At 74.2% G+C, this 24677-nt stretch carries 22 protein-coding genes; 16 read left to right on the top strand and 6 right to left on the bottom strand.

The annotated features are described in order from the left end of the window. Positions 1-124 precede the first annotated feature (124 nt). Positions 125-1120: an NHL repeat-containing protein gene (locus tag EDD33_RS16240; RefSeq protein ID WP_123392046.1), complete on the bottom strand. Its 996-nt coding sequence runs from the start codon at positions 1118-1120 to the stop codon at positions 125-127. Positions 1121-1237: 117 nt separating this feature from the next. Between EDD33_RS16240 and EDD33_RS16235 the strand changes: the two genes are divergently transcribed. The 5 genes from EDD33_RS16235 to EDD33_RS16215 all read left to right on the top strand — a co-directional run bounded on the left by EDD33_RS16235 (position 1238) and on the right by EDD33_RS16215 (position 4468). Beyond that, positions 1238-1771 (top strand): MaoC family dehydratase, encoded by a 534-nt coding sequence (locus tag EDD33_RS16235; protein ID WP_123392044.1) that lies wholly within the window; start codon positions 1238-1240, stop codon positions 1769-1771. A gap of 3 nt (positions 1772-1774) precedes the next feature. Beyond that, positions 1775-2356: a histidine phosphatase family protein gene (locus EDD33_RS16230; RefSeq protein WP_123392043.1), complete on the top strand. Its 582-nt coding sequence runs from the start codon at positions 1775-1777 to the stop codon at positions 2354-2356. A gap of 17 nt (positions 2357-2373) precedes the next feature. Then, complete coding sequence (locus tag EDD33_RS16225; protein ID WP_123392042.1) at positions 2374-3009, top strand: DUF6758 family protein; 636 nt, start codon at positions 2374-2376, stop codon at positions 3007-3009. A 75-nt stretch (positions 3010-3084) separates the two neighbouring features. Next, positions 3085-3843 (top strand): ParA family protein, encoded by a 759-nt coding sequence (locus tag EDD33_RS16220; RefSeq protein ID WP_123392041.1) that lies wholly within the window; start codon positions 3085-3087, stop codon positions 3841-3843. Positions 3844-3847: 4 nt separating this feature from the next. After that, positions 3848-4468 carry a L,D-transpeptidase gene (locus tag EDD33_RS16215; RefSeq protein WP_123392040.1) on the top strand — a complete coding sequence of 207 codons (621 nt, stop codon included), beginning with the start codon at positions 3848-3850 and terminating at the stop codon, positions 4466-4468. Between the two features lie 80 nt (positions 4469-4548). On the opposite strand, the gene EDD33_RS16210 is transcribed toward EDD33_RS16215, so the two are convergent. Next, positions 4549-6033: a DEAD/DEAH box helicase gene (locus EDD33_RS16210; RefSeq protein ID WP_123392039.1), complete on the bottom strand. Its 1485-nt coding sequence runs from the start codon at positions 6031-6033 to the stop codon at positions 4549-4551. A 216-nt stretch (positions 6034-6249) separates the two neighbouring features. Between EDD33_RS16210 and EDD33_RS16205 the strand changes: the two genes are divergently transcribed. The 3 genes from EDD33_RS16205 to EDD33_RS16195 all read left to right on the top strand — a co-directional run bounded on the left by EDD33_RS16205 (position 6250) and on the right by EDD33_RS16195 (position 9280). Then, positions 6250-6987: a ferritin-like fold-containing protein gene (locus EDD33_RS16205; RefSeq protein WP_123392037.1), complete on the top strand. Its 738-nt coding sequence runs from the start codon at positions 6250-6252 to the stop codon at positions 6985-6987. Positions 6988-7166: 179 nt separating this feature from the next. Further along, complete coding sequence (locus tag EDD33_RS16200) at positions 7167-7688, top strand: MarR family winged helix-turn-helix transcriptional regulator (protein ID WP_123392035.1); 522 nt, start codon at positions 7167-7169, stop codon at positions 7686-7688. Beyond that, positions 7685-9280, top strand: a complete 1596-nt coding sequence (locus tag EDD33_RS16195; protein WP_123392033.1) for an MDR family MFS transporter — start codon at positions 7685-7687, stop codon at positions 9278-9280. Before EDD33_RS16200 ends, EDD33_RS16195 begins: the two co-directional genes overlap by 4 nt. Positions 9281-9343: 63 nt before the next feature. Here the strand turns inward: EDD33_RS16195 and EDD33_RS16190 are convergent, their stop codons facing one another. Further along, entirely contained in the window at positions 9344-10198 is an 855-nt protein-coding gene (locus EDD33_RS16190) for an SDR family oxidoreductase (protein WP_123392031.1), read from the bottom strand. A gap of 123 nt (positions 10199-10321) precedes the next feature. Here EDD33_RS16190 and EDD33_RS16185 point away from each other — a divergent pair, with 123 nt between their 5' ends. Next, positions 10322-10747: a winged helix-turn-helix transcriptional regulator gene (locus EDD33_RS16185; protein WP_123392029.1), complete on the top strand. Its 426-nt coding sequence runs from the start codon at positions 10322-10324 to the stop codon at positions 10745-10747. On the opposite strand, the gene EDD33_RS16180 is transcribed toward EDD33_RS16185, so the two are convergent. Continuing rightward, a complete protein-coding gene (locus EDD33_RS16180; protein ID WP_123392027.1) occupies positions 10719-10940 on the bottom strand; it encodes a DUF3107 domain-containing protein in 222 nt (73 codons plus the stop codon). The genes EDD33_RS16185 and EDD33_RS16180 overlap by 29 nt on opposite strands. A gap of 85 nt (positions 10941-11025) precedes the next feature. Beyond that, on the bottom strand, positions 11026-11694 hold the full coding sequence (locus EDD33_RS16175; RefSeq protein WP_246003556.1) for a TetR/AcrR family transcriptional regulator: 669 nt from the start codon (positions 11692-11694) through the stop codon (positions 11026-11028). Between the two features lie 186 nt (positions 11695-11880). Here EDD33_RS16175 and moeZ point away from each other — a divergent pair, with 186 nt between their 5' ends. The 5 genes from moeZ to EDD33_RS16150 all read left to right on the top strand — a co-directional run bounded on the left by moeZ (position 11881) and on the right by EDD33_RS16150 (position 21094). Then, positions 11881-13083: an adenylyltransferase/sulfurtransferase MoeZ gene (gene moeZ / locus EDD33_RS16170; protein ID WP_056541772.1), complete on the top strand. Its 1203-nt coding sequence runs from the start codon at positions 11881-11883 to the stop codon at positions 13081-13083. Positions 13084-13265: 182 nt separating this feature from the next. Further along, positions 13266-14132 (top strand): S1 family peptidase, encoded by an 867-nt coding sequence (locus tag EDD33_RS16165; RefSeq protein WP_246003555.1) that lies wholly within the window; start codon positions 13266-13268, stop codon positions 14130-14132. A gap of 21 nt (positions 14133-14153) precedes the next feature. After that, on the top strand, positions 14154-14477 hold the full coding sequence (locus EDD33_RS16160; protein ID WP_342773630.1) for an MGMT family protein: 324 nt from the start codon (positions 14154-14156) through the stop codon (positions 14475-14477). Positions 14478-14525: 48 nt separating this feature from the next. Continuing rightward, a complete protein-coding gene (locus EDD33_RS16155; RefSeq protein ID WP_123392021.1) occupies positions 14526-17870 on the top strand; it encodes an ATP-dependent helicase in 3345 nt (1114 codons plus the stop codon). Further along, on the top strand, positions 17867-21094 hold the full coding sequence (locus tag EDD33_RS16150; RefSeq protein WP_246003554.1) for an ATP-dependent helicase: 3228 nt from the start codon (positions 17867-17869) through the stop codon (positions 21092-21094). The genes EDD33_RS16155 and EDD33_RS16150 overlap by 4 nt, the downstream gene beginning before the upstream one ends. On the opposite strand, the gene deoD is transcribed toward EDD33_RS16150, so the two are convergent. Beyond that, a complete protein-coding gene (gene deoD, locus EDD33_RS16145; RefSeq protein ID WP_123392019.1) occupies positions 21091-21801 on the bottom strand; it encodes a purine-nucleoside phosphorylase in 711 nt (236 codons plus the stop codon). The two genes, EDD33_RS16150 and deoD, sit on opposite strands and share 4 nt — an antisense overlap. A 32-nt stretch (positions 21802-21833) precedes the next feature. On the opposite strand from deoD, the gene EDD33_RS16140 reads away from it, so the two are divergent. Continuing rightward, positions 21834-23759, top strand: coding sequence for a M3 family metallopeptidase (locus EDD33_RS16140; protein WP_123392016.1), 1926 nt, complete (start codon positions 21834-21836; stop codon positions 23757-23759). Then, positions 23756-24676 (top strand): NAD(+) diphosphatase, encoded by a 921-nt coding sequence (gene nudC, locus EDD33_RS16135; RefSeq protein ID WP_123392015.1) that lies wholly within the window; start codon positions 23756-23758, stop codon positions 24674-24676. The genes EDD33_RS16140 and nudC overlap by 4 nt, the downstream gene beginning before the upstream one ends. Position 24677 lies beyond the last annotated feature (1 nt).

The raw sequence follows: 24677 nt of genomic DNA, 5'->3' as shown, positions 1-24677 counted from the left end.
TACGTTCCGGGACCACCGGCGACCACTGCGCATGACGTCCTGACGCGTCGTACGAGCCGGTGCTCCCGACGACCACCTCGCGTGACGGTCCAGGGCGACGAGAGGTCGTCGCCGCGGACCCGCCTCAGCGCTCCAGGTCGGTCAGCGGGACGCGGTAGAGCCGCTCGGTGCCCGGGTGGAGGACGACGACGTCGACGCCGACCTCCGCCAGCTCGACGCCACCGGACACGGGTGCCGGGTCGTCGCCGAGCCGGAGCCGGGCTCGCTCGGTGCCGTCGGCAGGGTCGAGCAGCACCAGGGTGGGGCCCTCGGACAGGGCGACCACCGTCCCCCGTGAGGTCAGCACGACGTCGTCGGGCCGCTCGAGGTCGGCGATGGCCGCAGGGCTGTCGGCACCCGGGTCGACGGCCACCACCCGGCCGGCATCGGTGCACGCGACCCACACCACGTCGATGCTCACGGCCAGCTCGTCCGGCAAGGTGCAGACCTCGCTCGCGACCCGGTAGATGCCCTCGCGGTCGTCGGCCAGGTAGGCCAGGGGCAGCTCGGCCTGCCCGGTGGTGAAGGTCCCGGCGCCGCCCGACGCCACCTCCTGGGTGCGCGCGTCCACCATGATCCGGCGATCGACGCGGCCGGTGGCCGGGTCGACGACCACCACGCTCGCGCGCGCGGCATCGAGGACCCACAGGCGCTGACCGTCGTAGGAGAGCCGGGTGGGCGCGGTGTCGTCCGAGGTGAGGGACACCCGTTGCCGGATCTCACCGGTGGACGCGTCGACCCGGACCAGCGATCCGCCGACCCCGTCGCCGAGCGCCACCCACACGCCGAACGGGGTCTCGACCAGGTCCAGCGGCTCGCCGGGGACCGGGACGGAGGCGGCGCCCTCGCGCCACAGCGAGCGTCGCTCGGGCTGTGTCACCCAGACGCCTCCGGCCACAGCCGCGACCTCGCTCGGCGATCCCTGGACGTCGACGGAGCGGCTGCGCGGTTCGGCGTCCCGCGGACCTCGCGTCGGGTCCGCCGCCGCCCGGTCCTCGCGGGCGCAGCCCGTCGCCACGAGCGTCGCCGCGAGCAGTCCCAGCACGACCGACCCTGCAGCGGGACGCGAGGCGGGGGACACATCGGGATCGTAGGCGCCGACCCGCCCCGGCGTGAGGAATCCCACGCCCCCTCCCGGTGCCGGGCCGGGTCCGACAGGATGAGGCGGTCGTCACCGCCGTCCACGAGGAGAGCCCGCATGCAGTTCGGTCGCAGCTACGAGGAGTTCGAGGTCGGGGCGACGTACAAGCACTGGCCCGGCAAGACCGTCACCGAGTTCGACGACCACATGTTCTGCCTGCTGACGATGAACCACCACCCGCTACACCTCGACAGCAACTACGCCGGCGAGACGACGCAGTTCGGCAAGAACGTCGTGGTGGGCAACTACGTCTACTCGATCCTGCTCGGCATGAGCGTCCCGGACGTCTCCGGCAAGGCGATCGCCAACCTCGAGATCGAGTCGCTGCGCCACGTCGCGCCGACCTTCCACGGCGACACCCTGTACGGCGAGACCCGCGTGCTCGACAAGTGGGAGTCCACGAGCAAGGACGACCGGGGCGTCGTGCACGTCGAGACCGTGGGCTACAACCAGGACGGCAAGGTCGTGTGCCTGTTCCGGCGCAAGGTGATGGTGCCCAAGGACAGCTACCTGACCGAGCGCGGTGGCGAGCAGCCCGGCCGGCCGGTCCCGCAGCCGGACAAGAACTGGCCCGGGCCGGAGGCGGGCTGAGCCGTGGCCGCCACCGACAGCGAGCTCTGGGTCGTCCGCCACGGTGAGACCGAGTGGAGCCGCGACGGCCGGCACACCTCGACCACCGACCTCGACCTGACCGAGGAGGGGGCCGAGATCGCGCGCGGGCTGGCCGGCCGTCTCGAGGACGCGGTGGGCACCGAGGGGTTCGACCTGGTGCTGAGCAGCCCGCGGCTCCGCGCCGTGCGCACGGCCGGTCTCGCCGGCTTCGCCGACGTGGAGACCACCGAGGACCTCGCCGAGTGGGACTACGGCGACTACGAGGGCCTCACCACGCCCCACATCCGCGAGACGGTGCCGGACTGGACGGTCTGGTCGCACCCCTGCCCCGGGGGCGAGGACGCCGCCGGGGTGGCGACGCGCCTCGACCGGGTCGTGGAGCGCGTCCGCGAGCACGGCGGCCGCGCGATCGTGTTCAGCCACGGCCACGCCTCGCGCGTGCTGGCCGCCCGCTGGCTCGGTCTGGAGGCCGTCGACGGGCGCCACTTCGTGCTCGGCACCGCCACGCTGTCCACCCTCGGCTGGGAACGCGAGTCTCCGGCCGTGGCGCGCTGGAACGCCTGAGCCCTAGGCTGCGGCACGTGTCGCTCGCGGCCTCGTGTCCCCGGTGCACCTCGCCCGTGTCGGGCGAGGGCAGCTCGTTCGCGTGCCTGACCCACGGCCCGACCGACCCGCTGTGGCGTCCCGACGTCGCGGGGTACGACGCCTTCGCCGAGCTGGTGAGCCGCATCGACGACGCCCCCACCTACCTGCCGTGGCCGATGAGCCCCGGGTGGACCATCGCCGACTTCGGCTGCGTCGGCCAGGGGTCGCGGGTGCGGGCCACGGTCACCACGATCGTCGGCACCAGCGACCTCGACGGCGCGGTGGAGGTCACGGTCGTCTCCGAGGACCCCGGGGTCGGGCTGGGAGCCCGGTGCAGCGGCACGACGTACGACGACCCGGGCCCGCAGGTCAGCAACGGTCCGCCCGCGATCAAGGTCCGCGCCGGCGGCCGGCCGGTGCCGCTGTGGCTGGTCGAGGGCAACGGCGAGGACGACGAGCTGCTGGCCCGGGCGACCTTCGCGGGGGAGGCCGACGGTCGCTGGCTGTGGCTCGTGATGCGGCCGGCCTCGGCGGCGCTGCTGCTGAGCGACGACTGGCTGCTGGCCGACGTGACCGGGTTCGGGCCCGAGGCCCTCGAGATGCCGTTCGGCGGGCCCCGACCCACCTGGTGAGACGCCGCGGCAGATGGCGCGCGGGCGTGGGACGTCGGGCGGGGAACCGCCGCCGGTGGGGCACAATGCGCAGTGATGAGCACTCATGTCCTGGCCGTGGCCAACCAGAAGGGTGGGGTCGCCAAGACCACCACCGTCGCCTCGCTCGGCGCCGCCCTGGCCGAGCAGGGACAACGCGTCCTCCTCGTCGACCTCGACCCCCAGGCCTGCCTGACCTTCAGCCTCGGCATCGACCCCGAGGACCTCGAGGTCTCGGTCCACCACGTGCTGACCAAGGGCCTCGACCCGGCCGAGGTCATCATCGCCACCGAGGACGGTGTCGACCTGCTGCCCGCCACCATCGAGCTGGCGCGCGCCGAGGCCGACCTGCTCACCCGGACCGGCCGCGAGTACGTCATCCGCACCGCCGTCGAGGACACCGAGGGCTACGACTGGGTCATCCTCGACTGCCCGCCCTCGCTCGGCGTGCTCACCGTCGCCGCCCTGACCGCCGCGACCGGGGTGCTGATCCCGCTGCAGTGCGAGACGCTGTCCCACCGCGGTGTCGGGCAGCTGCTCGACACGGTCCACGACGTACGCCGCTTCACCAACCGCGAGCTCGAGGTGTGGGGCGTGCTCCCGACGCTGTACGACGGCCGCACCAACCATGCCCGCACCGTGCTCGAGACCATCTCCGAGACCTACGACCTCGCCGTCGTCGAGCCGCCGATCCCCAAGTCGATCCGCTTCGCCGAGGCGCCGGCGGCGGGCCGCTCCATCCTCAAGACGGCGAGGACCGGCAAGGGCGCCCAGGCCTACCGCGACGTCGCCACCGCGCTGCGGGCCAAGGTCTGATCCGGTGGTCCGCCCCGCCGACGTGACCTGGTCGCGGCCGGCCGTCGTCGCGCTCGCCGTGCTGACCACCCTGGTCTCGCTGCTCGGCGGGGTGGGCGTGCTTCCCGCCGGACCCGCGAGCGCCGGCTCGGGCGCGGTGTCCGCGTCGCTGGCCTCCCAGACGGTGCTGCCCGACGGCCGCCGCGGTCCGCGGACGGTGCAGGCCACCGCCCCGGCGCTCCCGGACGACAGCGGCAGGGGCACCCGGGTGGTGTTCTCGATCGGCGAGCAGCGGGTGTGGCTGGTCGAGGCGGGGGAGCGCGGTGACGTGGTGCGGCGTACCCACCTGGCCTCGGGCAGCGTCTACGACAACCTGCAGCCGGGCACGTTCGAGGTCTACTCCCGCTCGCGGCACGCCACCGGCATCGGCGACTCCGGGACGATGGAGTACTTCGTGCGCTTCACCCGCGGCGCCAACGCCGCCATCGGCTTCCACAGCATCCCGGTGAGCGACGGGGAGCCGGTGCAGACCCGCGGCCAGCTCGGGACGCCGCTCTCGCACGGCTGCATCCGGCAGTGGCGTCCCGACGCGCGTGCCCTGTGGGACTTCGCGCCCGTGGGTCGCACGGTCGTCGTCACGGCCTGAACCGGCCCCGGACGCGACCACGGGACGTCATCCGGACCGGTGGCTCCAGGCCACGATCCGCATGACGTCCCGCGCGACGCTCAGCTGTCGGTGCTGGCGGCGGGGGACCCGCCGCGGGTGCGCTGCCGGCTGCGGTTGCGCTTGCGGGGCGGGCGGCTCGCGCCGTCGCCGCCCTCGCCGGAGGGGCCCGAGGCGGCGGGGGCGTCGGGAGCGGCGCCCTCCTTGCGGCCACCCTCGCTGCGACCGCCGCGACCCCGGTCACGACCGCCGTCACGGCTGCCGCCGTCGCGTCCACGACCACCGTCGCGGCCGCCACGACCACCGCTGCCGCCGCGGCCGTCGGTGCGCGGCTCACGGGCGATGACGACCTGGCCCTCGGGGATGACCCGGCCCTTGATCCCCTTCGGGATGCCCTGGTCGTGCAGGAAGTTCTCCGAGCTGGAGTAGGTCTCGACCAGCTCGTCGAAGGGCAGGTCGAGCGCCTTGTTGATCATCTTCCAGCGGTGCAGGTCGGCCCAGTCGACGAAGGTGATCGCGATGCCGGTGGCGCCGGCGCGGCCGGTGCGGCCGATCCGGTGGACGTAGGTCTTCTCGTCCTCGGGACAGGTGTAGTTCACGACGTGCGTGACGCCGGTGACGTCGATGCCGCGGGCGGCCACGTCGGTGGCCACGAGCACCTGGAGCTTGCCCTCGCGGAACTTGGTCATCGCCTTCTCGCGGGCGGCCTGGGCCATGTCGCCGTGGAGCGGCGCGCTCACGAAGCCGCGCATCTCGAGGTCGTCGGAGATCCGCTGCGCCTGGCGCTTGGTGCGGGTGAACACGATCATCAGGTCGGCGCCCTCGGCCTGCAGCAGGCGGCCGAGCATCTCCGGCTTGTCGAGGTCGTGGGCCTGGTAGATGAACTGGGCCGTGGCCGGCACCATCTGGTTGTCCTCGCCCGACTCGGCGCGGATGTTCATCGGGTGGCGCATGTGGGTGCGGGCCAGGGCCACGATGGCGGCGGGCATGGTGGCCGAGAACAGCATCGTCTGCCGGGTCTCGGGGGTCTGCTTGAGCAGCCGCTCCACGTCGGGCAGGAAGCCCAGGTCGAGCATCTCGTCGGCCTCGTCGAGGACGAGCGACTTCACGTGGGAGATGTCGAGCGCGCGGCGGTTCATCAGGTCGATGAGGCGGCCGGGCGTGCCGACGACGACGTCGACGCCGGACTCGAGCGCGTCGAGCTGGCCCTCGTAGGGGACGCCGCCGTAGACGGTGAGGACACGGATGCCGCGCACCGAGCCGGCGAGCTTGAGGTCCTTGCTGACCTGGAGCGCGAGCTCACGGGTGGGGGCCACGACCAGGGCCTGGGGCTTGCCGGGGGCGGCGAGGTCGGCGTAGTCGGGGTCGTGCTGGGCGATGGCGCGCTGCACCACGGGGATGCCGAACGCGAGGGTCTTGCCGGTGCCCGTGCGGGCCTGGCCGATCAGGTCGGTGCCCATCAGGGCGACCGAGAGGGTCATCTCCTGGATCGGGAAGGGTGCGGTGATGTTGACGCTCTCGAGCGCCTCGGCAATCTCGGGGAGCACCCCGAGCTCTCGGAAGGTGGTCAGGATCTTGGCCTGTTCTGTGCGTGACCCGACGCTGCGGGTCGATGGTCTGGGGGTCGTGTCACGACCAGGGCGAGCCGCTCGCAGGGCATCGTCGCGGGGGTGCTGAGAGGCACTCCTGCGACGCCGCCGTCGAGGCGGTGCGAGGGCATCGAGCCTGCGGCCCACGGCCCAGCCTATCGGTAGGGTGCGCCCATGACCGAACCGTCGCCCGAGGACACCTCCGCGCCGTCGGCAGCGACGGCGTACGACACCGACCAGGTGGCCTTCGACGACCCGGCCTACCGGGCCGCGGTGGTCGACCTGCTGGGCGTCATCACCTACGGCGAGATCTCCGCCTTCGAGCGGCTGGCCGACGACGCCAAGCTCGCGCCGGACCTCGAGGACAGGGTCGCGCTCGCCACCATGGCCACCGTCCAGTTCGGCCACGTGCCGGCGCTGATGGACCGCCTCACCGCTCTCGGTGCCGACCCGCTCGAGGCCGTCGCGCCGTTCGTGCAGGCCTTCGACGTCTTCCACACCGCCACGGCGCCCAACGACTGGCTCGAGGGCCTCGTCAAGGCCTACGTCGGCGACGGGCTGGCCGCCGACTTCTACGTCGAGATCGCCATGTTCCTCGACGCCGGCACCCGCCAGCTGGTCATCGACTCCCTCGCACACGCCGGGCAGGCCGACTTCGTCGTCGACCGCGTCCGCCGTGCGATCGCCGCCGACCACCGCGTCGGCGGCCGGCTGGCGCTGTGGGGCCGCCGCCTGATGGGGGAGGCCCTCTCGCAGGCCCAGCGTGTCGCCGCCGAGCGCGACTCGCTGGCCGCCCTGCTGGCCGGCGGCGTCGACCGCCCCGGCATGGACCTCGCCGCCCTGGCCCGCATGTTCGGCCGCCTCACCGAGAACCACGCCAAGCGGATGGCGGAGCTCGGCCTGGCCTCCTAGGCCCTTCCTGTCCGTGGGGCGGTGGTGTCGTCGCCGGTGACAGTTTCCCGAGCGACCTCGGGAAACCGATGCTGCGCCGGGGAAGCGGCCCCGGTGCGGCACCAGGCTCCCCGGCGGAGTGGACGGACTCACTCCTAAACAAGTTGCTTGCGACAACCAAGTAAGCCTATAGTTGACCTATGTCAACGACCTCTCCTGCCGCCGGCCTCGAGCCGCGGCGTACCGAGGCGGTCTCCGGGCTCTTCGACGCGCTGCTGGAGTTCAGCCGCTCGGTGAGGGCGCGGGGCTCGGACTGGGCCACGCTGTCCGACGACCTGTCCCGCGGTGACCTCGTCACCCTCGGTGTGGTCGGCGTCCACGAGGCCATCCGCCCCGGTCACATCGCCGCCAAGCTCGGCGTCGACCCCTCCGTCGTCAGCCGCCAGCTGGCCGGCCTGCACCGCCTCGGCCTCGTCGCGCGGGGGACCGACCCCGCCGACCGTCGCGCCGAGCTGATCTCGCTCACCCCGGCCGGTCACGAGCGCCTCCGCGAGGCCCGCCGCACCATGTGTGCCGCGCTCGGCGACCGCCTCGACCACTGGGACGTGGAGCAGGTCGTCCAGGCCACCGCGGTGGTCGAGGACCTGGGCCGACGCCTCCACGAGCCCTTCTCCCGTCCGCTCCCCACCACCACCCACGCAGCTGTGAAGGAACGTCCATGACCGACACCGCGGCCCCGTCCGCCGTCGCGCGCACCACCTCGTCGACCGCCCCGTCCACCGCCGAGCCCACGCACAAGGAGATCGTCGAGGTCCTCGTCGGCCTGCTCTCCGCCCTGTTCGTGGCGATCCTGTCGACCACGATCGTCTCGACGGCGCTGCCGACGATCATCGCCGATCTCGACGGCACCCAGACGCAGTACACCTGGGTCGTCACCGCCTCGCTGCTGGCGATGACCGTGACCAGCCCGATCTGGTCGAAGTTCTCCGACCTCTACAACAAGAAGCTGCTGGTGCAGCTGGCCATCGGCATCTTCGTCCTCGGCTCGCTCGCCGCCGGCGCCGTCCAGGACGTGCCGCAGCTGCTCGCCGCCCGCGCCCTGCAGGGCCTCGGCATGGGTGGCCTGATCGCGCTCACGCAGTCGATCATCGCCTCGATCATCCCGCCGCGGCAGCGCGGTCGCTACAGCGGCTACATGGCCGGCGTGATGGCCGTCGCCACCGTCTCCGGCCCGCTCCTGGGTGGCGTCATCGTGGACAGCCTCGGCTGGCGCTGGTGCTTCTGGGTGGCCGTGCCGTTCGCCGTCGCCGGCCTGGCGATGCTGCAGAAGTTCCTGCACGTCGAGACCATCCGCCGCGAGGTCCGCATCGACGTCCTCGGCGCCCTGTCCATCACCGCGGCGGCCGCGCTGCCGCTGGTCTGGGTCTCCTTCGCCGGCACCAGCTTCGCCTGGTGGTCGCGCGAGACGGCGTACTTCTGGGTGGGCACGCTGCTCGCCCTCGCCGCCGCCGTCGTCGTCGAGCGGCGCCACCCCGACGCCCTGGTGCCGCCGCGCATCATCGTCGACAAGATGACGATGCTCTCGATCGCCGGCAGCCTCGCGGTCGGCGTCGCGCAGTTCGGTGCCTCGGTGTTCCTGAGCCAGTACTTCCAGGTCGCCCGCGGTCACACCCCGACCGAGGCCGGCCTGCTGATGCTGCCGCTCATCGTCGGCAACCTCGTCGGCGCCACCGGGTCGGGGCAGTACATCACCCGCACCGGCCGGTGGAAGGGCGTCATGGTCCTCGGTGGCGTGCTGCTCTCCGGCGGCCTGCTGCTCATGGGCACCGTCTCCCACACCAGCCCGCTGTGGCACCTCTCGGCCTACATGGTCGTGATGGGCCTCGGCACCGGCGCCCTGATGCAGAACCTCGTGCTGGTGGTGCAGAACACCGTCGACGTCACCGACGTCGGGGCGGCGTCGGGCGTGGTCACGTTCTTCCGCTCGCTCGGCGGCACCATCGGGGTCGCGGCGCTCGGTGCGGTCCTGGCCAGCAGCGTCAGCGACCGGATCGCCTCGGCGCTGGGCACCAGCGGGGGAGCCGGCAGCACCGGCAGCACGCTGGACCTGAGCGGGCTCCCGGCCCCGGTCGTGGAGACCATCCGGGCGGCGTACGCCGACTCGACCGCCGAGATCTTCCTGATCGCCGGGCTCGTCGCCCTGGTGACCCTGGTCGCGGTGTCGCTGATGCCGGTCACCGAGCTGCGGACCACGATCCGCAAGACCGAGCCGGAGCCCGAGCAGGGCCGCGCCGTCGAGGACGCCCTCGTCTGAGCCGCCCCGCTGCACCACGGCCCCCGTCCACCATGACGGGGGCCGTGCTGCGTCCGAGCCGGGTCAGGCCCGCAGCGCCTCGCGCACGGCATCGGCCACCGCCAGCGGCTCCCGGCCGAGCAGCCGGGCCAGGTCGTGGGTCGGCACCAGCAGCTCGCCCTCGGCGATGCCGCGGTCGACGTCGGCGAAGACCTCCGCGGCGGGTCCGGGCACCCCGGCGCCCTCGAGCACCTGCTGGAGGGCCGCGACGTCGAGGTCGGTGTGGCCGATCTCCCGGCCGCTCGCCCCACCGATCTGGGCGGCGAGCTCGCCCAGGGTGACGGCGGGTCCGCCGAGCTCGTAGGTCCGGCCGGCGTGGCCGTCGCCGACCAGCACGGCCGCGGCCGCCTCGGCGTACTCCCGGCGCAGGGCGAGGCTGACGCGCCCCTCGCCCGTGGCGCCGACCAGCCCGTGCTCGGCGTACGTCGGGAGCTGGTCGGTGTAGTTCTCGACGTACCACGCGTTGCGGAGCAGCACGTGGTCGACGTCGGCGGCGAGGAGCACCTCCTCCGTGGCGGCGTGCTCGGCGGCGAGCAGCAGCGAGGTGGTGCTCGCGCGCGGCGCCGAGGTGTAGGCGACCAGCGAGGCCCCGGCGGCCACGGCGGCCTCGATCACGGCCGTGTGCTGGGCGACGCGCCGGCCGAACGCGGTCCCGGAGACCAGCAGCACCCGCTCGGCGCCGGCCAAGGCCTTCTCGAGCGAGGCGCGGTCGTCGTAGTCGGCGCGGCGTACCTCGACCCCGCGCGCGGCGAGGTCGTCGAGGACCTCGGGGCGGCGGGCCGTGGCCACGATGCGGGCCGGGTCGGTGCCGCGGGCGAGCAGGGACTCGACGACCAGCCGGCCGAGGTGGCCGGAGGCGCCGGTGACGACGATGGACATGGGGTTCCTCCCGGTGGTGGGGCCGCGGGTGCGGCCCGGCAGGAGCGCAACGGGAACAGCCCCGGGTCACTTCCCGTTGGAGAGCAGGCACCTTGAAGTGCTGTAGCCACCCCGAGGAGAGCCATGACCGCGACCCACGCACCCGACCCCTACTCCGGGGCCTGCCCCAGCCGCCAGCTGCTGGACCGGATCGGCGACAAGTGGACGGTGCTCGTGCTCGGGGTGCTCGCGACCGGGCCGCGGAGGTACGGCGAGATCGCCCGTGCGATCGAGGGGGTGAGCCAGAAGATGCTCACGCAGACGCTGCGGCACCTCGAGCGCGACGGGATGCTCGTCCGCACGGTGCACGCGACGGTGCCGGTGCGGGTCGACTACGAGCTGACGGACCTCGGCCGGTCGCTCAGCGGGCCGCTGGCCGTGCTGGAGGCGTGGGCCGTCGAGCACATCGGCGTGATCGAGCAGGCCCGGGCGGCGTACGACGCCCCCGCCGGTGACGGGGGCGTCGGGTCCGCCGGGGACGTCAGGAGCGGAAGCCGACCGTCCCGGTGACGCTCGTGGAGATGTCGACGTAGGCGAGGGTGCTGCCGGGGACCACCACACGCCGGCCCTTGGCGTCGGTCAGGGCCAGCACACCGCCGTCGGCCATGGCCGCGGCGACCGCCGCCTCGACGGCGTCGGCGTCGAGCGTGGTGTCGATCGTGATCTCGCGGGCGACGTTCTGGACGCCGATCTTGACCTCCATGCGGAGGGCCTCCTCGTGTAGTTCGGGCGGTGCCGGGGTGGGTGGAGCCGAGCGCGACGGGACCGGCCGGCGGGCCGGCGCCGCCTCAGCGCTCGTCGGTGCGGGGGTAGCCGCCGATGCCGCGCCAGGCGAGGCCGGCGACCAGGGACGCGGCGTCACCCTGGGGGATGGTGCCGGTCTCCTGGAGCCAGAACCGCGCGCTGACCTGGCCCATTCCGACCAGCGACACCGCGAGCAGCTGCGACTGCTCGGCGGGCAGGCCGGTGTCGTCGCGGATCACGTGGGCGATCAGCTTGGCGCACTCGGTGGTGACGCGGTCGACCCGCGCCCGGACGGCGGGCTCGTTGGTCAGGTCGGACTCGAAGACCAGCCGGAAGGCGCCCTCGGCGCCCGCGACGTACTGGTAGAAGGCGTGCATCGTCGCGGTCACGCGCTGCTTGTTGTCGTCGGTCGACTCCAGCGCGGCGCGCGCGGCGTCGATCATCGCGTCGCACGACTCGTCGAGCAGCGCGAGGTAGAGGTCGAGCTTGCCGGGGAAGTGCTGGTAGAGCACCGGCTTGGAGACGCCCGCCCGCTCGGCGATGTCGTCCATCGCGGCGGCGTGGTAGCCCTGGGCGACGAACACCTCGCGGGCGGCGGTGAGCAGCTGCGCCCGTCGTGCGCGGCGCGGCAGGCGCACCCCGCGTCCGGTGGGTGTGGCGCCCGGGAGGGTGCCCTCCCGCGGGTCGCGCCGAGTCTCGTCGATCCTGCTCACCCGGCGAAGCCTACAAGCAGGCTCGCCCGTGGCCGGGCAGCAGCCGCGGGGGGCGTCCGGATGGCGGGCACGGCCGGAGCGGTGTGGCCCGCGGGGGAGCATGGAGCCGCGGCGCCGGCGGGAACAGCCACGCACGGCGCCGTGTTGTGCATCGCAGCAACCCCGCAAACCCGAGGAGAAGTCGTCGTGTCCCTTCCCGCGCTGGTCGAGCCGGCCACCGAGCTGACCATCGACGAGGTACGCCGCTACAGCCGCCACCTCATCATCCCCGACGTCGGCATGACCGGGCAGAAGCGTCTGAAGAACGCCAAGGTGCTGGTCATCGGCGCCGGCGGTCTCGGCAGCCCCGCCCTGCTCTACCTCGCCGCGGCCGGCGTCGGCACGCTCGGCATCGCGGAGTTCGACGAGGTCGACGAGTCCAACCTGCAGCGCCAGATCATCCACGGCCAGTCCGACATCGGGAAGTCCAAGGCGGTCTCGGCGAAGGAGTCGATCGCGGAGACCAACCCGCTGGTCGAGGTGGTCGTCCACGACGAGCGGCTCGACAACGACAACGTGCTGGAGATCTTCGCCCAGTACGACCTGATCGTCGACGGCACGGACAACTTCGCGACCCGCTACATGGTCAACGACGCGGCGTACTTCCTGAACAAGCCCTACGTCTGGGGCTCGATCTACCGCTTCGACGGCCAGGCCAGCGTCTTCTGGCCGACGCTCGAGGGTGCGGACGCCCCCTGCTACCGCTGCCTCTACCCCGAGCCCCCGCCGCCGGGCATGGTCCCGAGCTGCGCCGAGGGCGGCGTGCTGGGCGTGCTGTGCGCGAGCATCGGCTCGATCCAGGTCAACGAGGCCATCAAGCTGCTCGCCGGCATCGGCGACCCGGCCGTCGGCAAGCTGGTCATCTACGACGCCCTCGAGCTGGAGTGGCGCACCCTGAAGGTCCGCAAGGACCCCAACTGCCGCCTGTGCGGGCCGAACGCCGACGTCACCGAGCTGATCGACTACGAGTCGTTCTGCGGCGCGGTCTCCGACGAGGCCGCCGACGCCGCCGCCGGCTCGACGATCTCGGTCACCACGCTCGAGCACATGCTCAAGGAGCGCGAGGAGGGCAGCCGCGACTTCACCCTCGTCGACGTGCGCGAGCAGAACGAGTACGAGATCAACCGGATCCCCGGCTCGGTGCTGATCCCCAAGGGCGAGTTCCTCAACGGCAACGTCTTCGACCAGCTCGGTCAGGACAAGCCCGTCGTGCTGCACTGCAAGTCGGGCGTCCGCTCGGCCGAGGCGCTGGCCGTGCTCAAGGGCGCGGGCTACGACGACGCCGTCCACGTGGGCGGCGGCGTGGTCGCGTGGGTCAACCAGATCGACCCCTCGCAGCCGTCGTACTGACGCACCCGCTGCGCTGACCGACGCACGTCCGACGGCCCGTCCCCACCGGGGGCGGGCCGTCGTCGTGCGCGACCCCGCGAGCAGCTCCCTGCGCAACCCCGGGGCGTAGCGCCCGTAACTCCGGGCGCTCACCCGCGTTGTGACCTGTACCTCACGTCCGCGACCCCGGAAGGTCCCCTGCGATGCGCCTGTCCCGCACCCTGCTCGCCACCGCCTCCGCGACGGTGCTCGCCGCCGCCGGCCTGAGCGCCACCTCCGCCACCGCCGAGGCCGCCCCGCAGTGGGCCCCGGCCGACACCGCGACCATCACGCCCGGCACGCAGATGTACACCGACGGCGCCCAGTGCACCGCCAACTTCGTCTTCACCGACGGCGCCGGCGCGGTCTACGTGGGGTACGCCGCGCACTGCGCCGGCACCGGCGCCGCGACCGACACCGACGGGTGCGTCGCCGACTCGCTGCCGCTCGGCACCCGGGTCCGGTTCGCCGAGGGCGGCAACCTCGCCTCCGAGGGCACCACCCTGGGCGAGGGCACCCTGGCCTACAGCTCCTGGGACACCATGGACCGCATCGGCACCACCGATGCCGACACCTGCGCCTACAACGACTTCGCGCTCGTCAAGGTCGACGCCGACGACGTCGCCGAGGTCAACCCCTCGATCCCGTTCTGGGGTGGCCCCGCCGGCATCGACACCGACGGCACCACCGCCGGCGACCGCGTCTTCAGCTACGGCAACTCCAGCCTGCGCGCCGGCCTCGAGCCGCTCTCGCCCAAGACCGGCGTCAGCCTCGGCGACGACGCGGCGGACGGCGGCTGGAGCCACCCGCTCTACACCGTGACCCCGGGCGTGCCCGGCGACTCCGGCTCGGCGTTCCTCTCGCAGGACGGCCAGGCGGTGGGCACGCTGTCCACCCTCGGCCTCGCGCCGCTGCCCGCCTCCAACAACATCGGCGACCTGTCGCGGGAGCTGGCCTTCGCGCAGCAGAACTCGGGGATCGCCGGCCTGACGCTGGTGAACGGCACCGAGCCCTTCGACCCGGTGCTCTGACCCCTGGGGCAGGATCTGCGGGTGGACCCCGAGGACTACGTCGAGCGCGTGCTGTCGGTGGTCGAGCGCGTCCCCCGTGGACGCGTCACGACGTACGGCGCGATCGCCGAGCACGTCGCCGACCCCCGCCGGCGCGGTCCCCGCTCGGTCGGCCGGGTGATGTCGCAGCAGGGCGGAGGGGTGCCCTGGTGGCGCGTCGTCCGGGCCGACGGCTCGCTGCCGCCCTCGCACGACGACGAGGCGCGGGCGGCGTACCTCGAGGAGGGGACGGCGCTGCGCCCCAGCGGGCGCGTGGACATGCCGCGGGCCTTCTGGGACCCCGACGACGGGACCCCCGGCCCGTGAGCAGCCCCTGAGCGGTCCGTTGTCGGTGGCGGGTGTTTGGGTGTCCCGGTGAGACCCGAGGCCCGCACTCCGCGCTCCCCGCGCTACCGCCTCGCCCTCCCGGCCACCGCTGCGACCGCACCGCCGCCGCTCGACGCCGCCCAGCGCTCGGTCGTCGACCACGCCGGGGGGCCGCTGCTCGTGCTCGCCGGGCCGGGCACGGGCAAGACCACGACGCTCGTCGAGGCGATCGTCGACCGGGTCGAGCGCGGCGGGGCCGACCCGTCCTCGGTGCTCGCGCTGACCTTCAGCCGCAAGGCCGCCGAGCAGCTGCGCGACCGGGTGACCGCCCGGCTGGGCCGCACCACCGCCACGACGATGTGCTCGACCTTCCACTCCTTCGCCTACGGCCTGATCCGCCGCTACTCCCCGCCCGAGCTCTACGCCGGCCCGCTGCGCCTGCTCAGCGCCCCCGAGCAGGACGTCGTGCTGCGCGAGCTGCTCCTCGAGACGCCCGAGTCGGTGCGCTGGCCCGAGTCGCTGCGCCGGGCCGCCGGGACGCGTGGCTTCGCCCACGAGGTGGCCGCGGTCCTCGGACGGGCCCGGGAGAAGGGCCTCGACGGCGACGAGCTGGCCGACCTGGGCCGCCGTCACGACCTGCCCGAGCTGGTCGCGGCGGGCCACTTCCTCGAGCAGTACCTCACGATCCTCGACGACCTCGGGGCCACCGACTACGCCGACCTGATCCGTCGGGCCACCCTCGAGGCCCAGGTGCACCAGACCGAGCTGCGTCAGCAGCTCCAGCACGTCTTCGTCGACGAGTACCAGGACACCGACCCCGGCCAGGTGGCGCTGCTGCGCGCGCTCGCGGGCGACGGTCGCGACCTGACCGTGGTCGGCGACCCGCACCAGTCCATCTACGGCTTCCGCGGCGCCGACGTGCGCGGCATCCTCGACTTCCCGCACGCCTTCCCCCGCGCCGACGGCCGCCCGGCCGAGGTCGTGGCCCTCGGCACCACCCGCCGGTTCGGGCCCCGGGTGCTGGCGGCGACCCAGCGGGTCGCCCACCGGCTGCCGCTCCCCGGCGGGCTGCCGGAGCAGGCGCGCGAGGCGTTCCTGCACCCGGTGGCGCAGGCGCCCGTCGCCGGTCGCGTCGAGGTGATGACCTTCGACACCGAGCGCGCCGAGAGCGAGCACCTCGCCGACCTGCTCCGCCGGGCCCACCTCGAGGGCGGCGTGCCCTGGCACGAGATGGCGGTGCTGGTCCGCTCGGGCCGCGGTTCGATCCCCGGGCTGCGCCGCTCGCTGGGGGCGGCCGGGGTGCCCGTCGAGGTCGCGGGCGACGACGTGCCGCTGGTGCGCGACCCCTCCGTGCGACCCCTGCTCGACGCGCTGCGGGCGGTGCTGCACCTCGACGTGGACGACCCCGACCACCTCGGCCACCTCGACGCCGGGCGGGTGGAGGCGCTGCTGACCGGCCCTCTCGGCGGCCTCGACGCGAGCGACGTACGCCGCCTGGCGCGGGCGCTGCGCAGCCGGGAGAAGCTCGCGCTGGAGGACCGGGTGGAGGAGGACCTCGCCCACGAGCCGGCCGGGGAGCCCGCGCCACGACCCGGCCCGGAGCCCGGCCCCGCCGACGTCGCGCGTCCGCGCACGTCGCGGGAGCTGCTGCGGCTGGCGCTGCTGCGGCCCGGGTTCCTCGACGGACTGCCCGAGGGGCCCGAGGTGCTGCGGACCCGTGCGCTGCACCGGCTGCTGCGCGGGGCCCAGGACCACCTCGTCGCCGGGGCGTCGGCCGAGGAGCTGCTGTGGGAGCTGTGGTCGGGCACCAGCTGGCCCGGGCGGCTGCGTCGCGCGGTCGAGGCCGGCGGCGCATCGGCGCGCCGCGCCCACCGCGACCTCGACTCGGTCGTGGCGCTGTGCGCCGCCGCCGCGCGGGCCGAGGAGCAGCGCGACCACCACGGCGTGGAGTCGTTCGTGGCCACGCTGGTCGCGCAGCAGCTGCCCGCCGACACCCTCGCCGAGCAGGGCGTGCGCGGCTCGGCGGTGCGGCTGCTGACCGCCCACCGCTCCAAGGGCCTGGAGTGGCGCCTGGTGGTCGTCGCGCACGTCCAGGCCGAGGGCTGGCCCGACCTGCGCCGCCGCACCACGCTGCTGCAGGCCGACCGGATCGGGGCGGGCGAGCTGGTCCCGCCGTTGACCAGCCGCGAGCTGCTCGTGGAGGAGCGCCGGCTCTTCTACGTCGCCTGCACCCGCGCCCGCGAGCGGCTGGTGGTCACGGCCGTCGCCTCGCCCGAGGACGACGGCGAGCAGCCCAGCCGGTTCCTCGAGGAGCTCGGGCTCGAGCCCCGCCGCGTCACCGGCCGCCCACCGCGGCCGCTGTCGATGGCCGGGCTGGTGGGCGAGCTGCGCCGCACCGTCACCGACCCGGCGACCAGCCCGGCGCTGCGCGCCGCGGCGGCCACCCGGCTCGCCCGGCTGTCCCGGGAGACCACCGGCAGCGGCCGCGCGCTGGTGCCGACCGCCGACCCGGCCACCTGGTGGGGTACCCGCGCGGCCAGCCGCTCCGAGCAGCCGGTGCGCGACCCCGAGCGCCCGGTGCCGGTCTCGGCGAGCGTGCTCGACGCCATGGCGGTCTGCCCGACCCAGTGGTTCCTCCAGCGCGAGGCCGGCGGCACCGACCGGGTGCACCAGTCGGCCAACCTCGGCCAGCTGCTGCACGCGCTGGCCGACCGGGTCGCCTCCGGCGAGCTGCCCGCGGACCCCGAGGCCGTCGGCGAGCTGATGGCCCACGTCGAGGCGGTGTGGGACCGGCTGGAGTTCCGCACCCCGTGGTCGCGGCAGCGCGAGCACGCCCGGGTGCGCGCGGCGCTGGGCCGGTTCCTGCAGTGGCACCGCCACAACCCCCGCCGGCTGCTCGGCACCGAGACGCACTTCGCCACCGACGTCGTGCTCGACGACGGCGAGCGCGTCCGCATCTCCGGCTACGCCGACCGCGTCGAGGTCGACGCGGACGGCCACGTCGTCGTGGTCGACCTCAAGACCGGCCGCACCGTGCCGAGCAAGGTGGCCGTCGAGCGCCACCGCCAGCTCGGCCTCTACCAGTACGCCGTGGACCACGGTGCCGTCGACGACCTCCTCGCCGGCCACGAGCTGCCGGTCCCGGGCCGGGCCGGGGGAGCCGAGCTGGTGCAGCTGGGCAGGCTCGACGAGTCCCCCGACGCGGTGGTCCAGCAGCAGCCGGTGCAGCCCGAGGGCGGGGCCGAGCGCGACGTGCTGCGCGGCGAGCTGGGCCGTGCCGCGGGCCACCTGCGGTCCGAGGTCTTCCCGGCCACGCCGGGACCGCACTGCCAGGACTGCTCCTTCGTGCCCGTGTGCCCGGCCCGGAGCGCCGGCTCGGTGGTCCAGCAGTGAGGCGCATCGACAGCCCGGCCGACCTGCGCGAGGTGATGCGCAGCGACTACGAGGTCAGCCGGCAGCAGTGGCAGGCGATCTCGGCGCCGCTGTCCCCGGCCGTGGTCATCGCCGGGGCCGGGTCGGGCAAGACGACGCTGATGGCGGCGCGCGTGGTCTACCTCGTGGTCACCGGCCAGGTGCGACCCGACGAGGTGCTGGGCCTGACGTTCACCACCAAGGCGGCCAGCGAGCTGCGGGCGCGGATCCGCGACGCCCTCGTGGTCGCCGGCGTGCTCGGTCCCGACGTACGCCCTGCCGCGCTCGCGCCGGGCGAGGACCCGGAGGACGCGCTCGAGCCCACCGTGGTGACCTACAACGCCTACGCCGCCTCGCTGCTGGCCGACCACGGGCTGCGCATCGGGCACGAGCCCGACACCCGGGTGATCACCGACGCGTCGCGGTTCCAGCTCGGGGCGCGGGCGGTGGAGCGCTACGCCGGTGACGTCCACGTGCTCTCCGACCACCCGCCCACAGTGATCCAGAACCTCCTCGCGCTCGACGGGGCGATGACCGAACACCTCGTCAGCCCGGCCCAGGTGCTCGCGCTCGACGCCGAGGCCCGGGCGGGGTTCCTGCGCGCGCACGAGGAGGAGGCGGCCGGCAAGAACCGCAAGACCTATCTGGAGCCGCTCGCCAAGGCGGTCTCGGCCATCGACCGCCGGGCCGACCTGATGGGGCTGGTGCGGTCCTACCGCCGCCTCAAGGCCGACCTGGGGCTGATGGACTTCGCCGACCAGATCGCCCTGGGCGCCCGACTGGCGCAGGAGCAGCCCGAGGTCGGGGCGCTGGAGCGGTCCCGCTTCCGGGTCGTGATGCTCGACGAGTACCAGGACACCTCGGTGGCCCAGGCACAGATGCTGGCCCGGCTGTTCTCGGGCCCGACGCCCGACACCGGGCTCGGTCACGCCGTCACCGCGGTCGGCGACCCCAACCAGGCGATCTACGGCTGGCGCGGCGCCTCGGTGTCCAACATCCTCGGCTTCGGCTCGACCTTCCCGGCGGTCGACGGGTCCGTCCCGGTGCTGCCGCTGACCGTCAACCGGCGCTCGGACCGCCGCATCCTCGAGGTCGCCAACACCCTCGCCGAGCCGCTGTACGCCGCCCTGCCGGACGTCGCGCCCCTGGTCCCCGCCGCCGAGCGCGAGGGTCGGGTGACCACGCAGGTCTTCGAGACGGCCGACGCCGAGCTGGCGTGGCTGCTGGAGGAGGTCCAGGCCACCCACGACCCCGGGGGACCGCCCGGCAGCGGGGTCGCCTGGTCCGACATCGGCGTCCTGACCCGTGACAACAGCACCGCCGAGGCGGTCTTCGACGCGCTGACCGCGGGCGGCGTGCCCGTCGAGATCGTCGGGCTCTCGGGCCTGCTGCGGCTGCCCGAGGTGGCCGAGGTCGTCGCGGTGCTGACCCTGCTCCACGACGTGACCGCCAACCCGGCGCTGCTGACCCTGCTGACCGGCCCGCGCTGGGCCGTGGGTCCTCGTGACCTCCGGCTGCTGGGGGAGCGCGCGACCGAGATCGCCGGACGGCGTGGTCGGGCCGACGGGCCGGTCTCGATCGCACGCGAGCTGACCGAGATCGCCGACGGCATCGACCCCGCCGAGGCGGCCGCGCTCTCCGACGCGCTCGCCGACCCCGGCGACGCGGCGTACTCCCCGGAGGCGCTGGAGCGCTTCGGCCTGCTGGCCGGGGAGCTGCGAGGGCTGCGTGCGGCCGTCGGCGAGCCGATCCTCGACGTGGTGCGCCGCATCGTCGACACCACCGGGGTCGACGTCGAGCTGGCCTCCGCGGTGAGCCCGGCCGCGGCCGCGCGCCGCGACAACCTCGACCTGTTCCTCAAGGCGGTGGCGGAGTTCCAGGCCGTCGACGGCGACGTCACCCTGCCCGCCCTGCTGGCCTACCTCACGGCCGAGGACGACCAGGGCAACGGCCTCGACGTGGCCACCCCGACCGAGGCCGACTCGGTCAAGCTGCTGACCGTGCACCGGTCCAAGGGACTGGAGTGGCACTCGGTGTTCGTGGTGGGCGTGTGCGAGACGCGCTTCCCCTCCAACCGCTCGCGCACGCTGTGGACCTCCTCGCCGGCGGTGCTGCCCGCCCCGCTGCGCGGCGACGCGGCCGACCAGCCGCAGCTGCACGGCCACGACAAGGCGGCGCTCGACGCCTACCGCGCCGCCACGCGGGCACACGACGCGGAGGAGGAGCTGCGCCTGGGCTACGTCGCCCTCACCCGGGCGGCGCGCCGGCTCTCGGTGACCTCCCACCTGTGGGGCACCCGGGCCACGCCCTACGGACCCTCGTCCTACCAGCAGCGGCTGCGCGAGCAGGTCGAGGCGTGGGGCGAGGAGGTGACCTGGCTCGACAAGCCGGAGAAGGGCGCTCCCAACCCCTACGACGACGTCGACCGGTCCTCGCCCTGGCCGCTCAGCGGGCTCGGGCGCGAGGCCACGCTCCGGCTCGCCGCCGCCGAGCTGGTGCGCGCCAGCGACCCCGACGGGGAGGACCACGACCTCGACATGGTCGAGACCGCCCGGGTGGGCGACTGGGACGCCGAGATCGACCGGCTGCTCACCGAGGCGCGGGCCGACCGCGCCGACGTGGTCGACGTGCCGCTCCCCAGCAGCCTGTCGGCCACCGCCGTGGTGCGGCTGCGCCAGGACCCCGAGGCGTTCGCGCGCGACCTCGCGCGACCGATGCCGCGCCGCCCGTCGCCCGCGGCCCGCTTCGGCACCCGCTTCCACGCCTGGGTCGAGGCACGCTTCGGCCAGCAGTCGTTGCTCGACCCCGACGACCTCCCGGGCCGCGGCGACCTCGGCATCGACGACGAGGACGACCTGCGCGAGCTGGTCGGCCGGTTCGAGGCCGGACCCTTCGCCGACCGCGTCCCCCACGCGGTCGAGGCGGCGTTCTCGCTCGTGCTGGGCGGGCAGGTGGTGCGGGGCCGCATCGACGCGGTGTACGCCGAGCCCGACGGCCGCTGGCTGGTCGTGGACTGGAAGACCAGCAGCCACCAGGACGAGGACCCGCTCCAGCTCGCGCTCTACCGCCTGGCGTGGGCCGACCTGGTCGGCGTCCCCCCGGACGACGTCGACGCCGCGTTCCACTACGTGCGGTCGGGCGAGACGGTGCGCCCGACCGACCTGCCCGACCGGGCGGCGCTCGAGGCGCTGGTGCGTCCCGGCTAGGCGCCCAGCGCCGCCTCCAGCGCCACCTCGACCATCGCGCCGAAGGTCTCCTCGCGCTCCTGGGAGGTGGTCTCCTCGCCGGTGACGACGTGGTCGCTGACGGTGCAGATCGCCAGCGCCCGGCGGCCCTTCGCGGCGGCGAGGGTGTAGAGCGCGCTGGCCTCCATCTCGACGGCGAGGACACCGTGCTCGACCAGCGGGGCGGTCAGCTCGGGACGGGGGTTGTAAAACGTGTCGCCCGAGAGGATCAGCCCGACGTGGGCGGTGACGTCCTCACGCGCGGCCGCCGCGTCGTACGCCGCCCGCAGCAGGCCGAAGTCGGCCACCGGGGCGTAGTCGAGGCCGCCGAAGCGCAGCCGGTTCATCGAGGAGTCGGTGCAGGCGCCGGAGGCGATCACGAGGTCGCGGATCGCCACCCGCTCGGTGAGCGCGCCGCACGAGCCGACCCGCACCACGGTCTGCACGTCGTAGTCGTCGAGGAGCTCGTTGACGTAGATCGACATCGAGGGCTGGCCCATCCCCGAGCCCTGCACCGAGACCGGCTGCCCGCGCCAGGTGCCGGTGTAGCCGAGCATCCCGCGCACCTCGCTGTGGCACTCCGCGTCGTCGAGGAAGGTCCGAGCGATCCAGCGCGCGCGCAGCGGGTCGCCGGGAAGCAGGACGGTCGGGGCGATCTGGCCGGGCTCGGCGCCGATGTGGGTGCTCATGCGGGACAACCTAGGTCGTACGCTCGGCCGACATGGACCTCCAGCCCCTCGCGCTCCCCGCCACCGCCGGCGACTGGCTGCCGTGGACCGACGCCCGGGTCGAGCAGGGCGTGGCCGCGGCCGAGGCGGGCCTGGCCGACCTCCGCGCCGCAGCACCCGGCGACCCGGTGGCGCTGACCCGCTGGAACGACGTCGAGGTCGCGCTGTCGCAGGTGCTGTCGCTGGTCTCGCTGCTGGGCGCGGTGCACCCCGACGGGGCCGTCCGCGAGGCCGCCGAGTCGCACGATCTCGCGACCCGGCGCCTGGCCACCGACGTCTACCTCGACGCCGAGGTGCACGCCCGCCTCGCCGCGCTCGACGCCGACGCGCTGGACGCGCCGGCACGGCGTGTGCTGGCCGACGCCCTGCGGGCGTTCCGGCGTTCCGGGGTCGACCGCGACGACGCCACCCGCGAGCGGGTGCGGGAGCTCGACCGCCGGGCCCAGGAGCTGGGCCAGTCCTTCTCGCGCGCGATCCGGGAGGGGCGTCGGACCACGCGGGTGCCCGCGGCCTCGCTCGCCGACCTGCCCGCCGACTGGCTCGCCGCGCACCCCGCCGACGCCGACGGCACCGTCGAGGTGAGCACCGACTACCCCGACACGCTGCCGGTCCTCACCCACGCCCGCGACGCCGAGGCGCGACGGGCGGTGGCGCGCACCATGCACAACGTCGCCTGGCCGGAGAACGACGCGGTGCTGGCCGAGCTGCTGACGACCCGGCGGGAGCGGGCCACCCTGCTGGGCCACGCCGACTGGCCGTCGTACGACGCGGAGCTGAAGATGATCGGCGAGGGAGACCGGATCCCGGAGTTCGTCGACCGCGTCGCCGAGGCCGCCGACGCACCCGGGCGCCGCGACCTGGCTGACCTGCTGGAGGTGGCCCGTGCCGCGGGCGAGGACGTCGTCGACTTCTCCTCCTGGCGCCACCACCTGGAGACGCTGCGCCGCGAGCGGTTCGACGTCGACACCCAGGAGGTACGCCGCTACCTCGACGCCGGCAAGGTCCGTGCCGGCCTGCTCGAGGTGACCGGCCGGCTGTTCGGGCTGCGCTACGAGCCGGTCGACGCGCCCACCTGGCACCCCGAGGTCACCAGCCACGACGTCCACCTCGAGGACGGCACCCTGCTGGGCCGGGTCCACCTCGACCTCCACCCGCGGCCGGACAAGTACCACCACGCCGCCCAGTTCAGCCTCGTCCCCGGTGTGCGCGACCGGCTGCTGCCCGAGGGCGTGCTGGTCTGCAACTTCTCGCGCGGGCTGATGGAGCTCGACCACGTGGTCACGCTGTTCCACGAGTTCGGTCACCTGCTCCACCACGTGCTGGCCGGCCGCCACGACTGGGTGCGCTTCTCCGGGGTCAGCACCGAGTGGGACTTCGTGGAGGCGCCCTCGCAGCTGCTCGAGGAGTGGGCCTGGGACGCCGGCGTGCTCGCGAGCTTCGCCACCGACGAGCACGGCACGCCCATCCCCTCCGAGCTGGTGGGCCGGATGCGGGCGGCGCAGGAGCTCGGCACCGCACTCCTGGCCCGCACCCAGACGGCGTACGCCGCGATCTCCTACGCCTTCCACCAGGAGTGCCCGCCCGACCTGACCGCCCGGTTGCGCGAGCTGATGGCGCGCTACAGCCTCGTCGAGCTGGTGACCGACACCCACTTCCACGCCGGGTTCGGTCACCTGGAGGGCTACACCTCGGCGTACTACACCTACCTGTGGAGCAAGGTCATCGCCCAGGACCTCTTCTCCGCCTTCGACGCGGACGACCTGTTCGCGCCCGAGGTGGCCCGTCGCTACCGCGACACGGTGCTCGCCGCGGGCGGGTCCCGCGACGCCGCCGACCTGGTCGAGGACTTCCTCGGCCGGCCCTACGACGACCGGGCGTTCAGCGCCTGGCTCGACCACCGAGGCGAGGACCACCTGTGAACCGCACCCTGCCCCACGTCGCGCTCTCGCAGCACGCGCACGACCGTCACGGCGAGCTGCGCCGCGACGAGGCCTGGCTCGACGAGCGCTGGCACGACGCGGCCACCCGGGTCCTGGTCATCTCCGGCGCACGGCTGCGCCCGGTCGACGGGAAGGTCGCCTGGGTGCCCTCCGCCGACGCCCCGCCCGGGGGCCTGCGGCTGCTCCTGGGGGAGCGTGACGAGGTGGAGCACTTCGCGCTGCTCGTCGACCCCACCGAGGCACCGGGGGACCGCGAGGAGTGGGTGCCGCTGCGCTCGGTCGTGATGGGGCTGGTCGACGACACCATCGAGGACGGTCCGCTGGTGATGCACGCCATCGGCATGGCCGAGTGGCACGCGGCGACCACGTTCTGCCCGCGCTGCGGCGACCGCCTGGAGCCGCGGCAGGCCGGGCACGTGCTGCACTCGCCGCGCTGCGGGCGCGACCAGTTCCCTCGCTCCGACCCGGCCGTGATCATGCTCGTCACCGACGGCGAGCCCGGGTCGCCCGAGGAGCGGGCGCTGCTGGGCCGCAGCCCCGCCTGGCCCGCCGGTCGCTACTCCACGCTCGCGGGGTTCGTCGAGCCCGGCGAGACCATGGAGGACGCCGTACGCCGCGAGGTCGCCGAGGAGACCGGCGTCGAGGTGGGCGAGGTGGCCTACTTCGGCAGCCAGCCCTGGCCGATGCCGGCGAGCCTGATGGTGGGGTTCACCGGTCGGGCCACGAGCACCCGCGTCGACGTCGACGGCGCCGAGATCGAGGCCGCCGGGTGGTTCACCCGCGAGGACCTGCGGACCCAGTCCGAGGCGGGCACGCTGGTGCTGCCCAGCGGGGTCTCGATCTCGCGCTCGCTCATCGAGGACTGGTACGGCGGCCCGCTCACCGGCCAGTGGTGAG

Origin of the sequence: Nocardioides aurantiacus (assembly GCF_003752505.1) — a bacterium.
Taxonomy (GTDB): Bacteria; Actinomycetota; Actinomycetes; order Propionibacteriales; family Nocardioidaceae; genus Marmoricola; species Marmoricola aurantiacus.
This window is presented reverse-complemented; position numbering and strand designations above follow the sequence as displayed.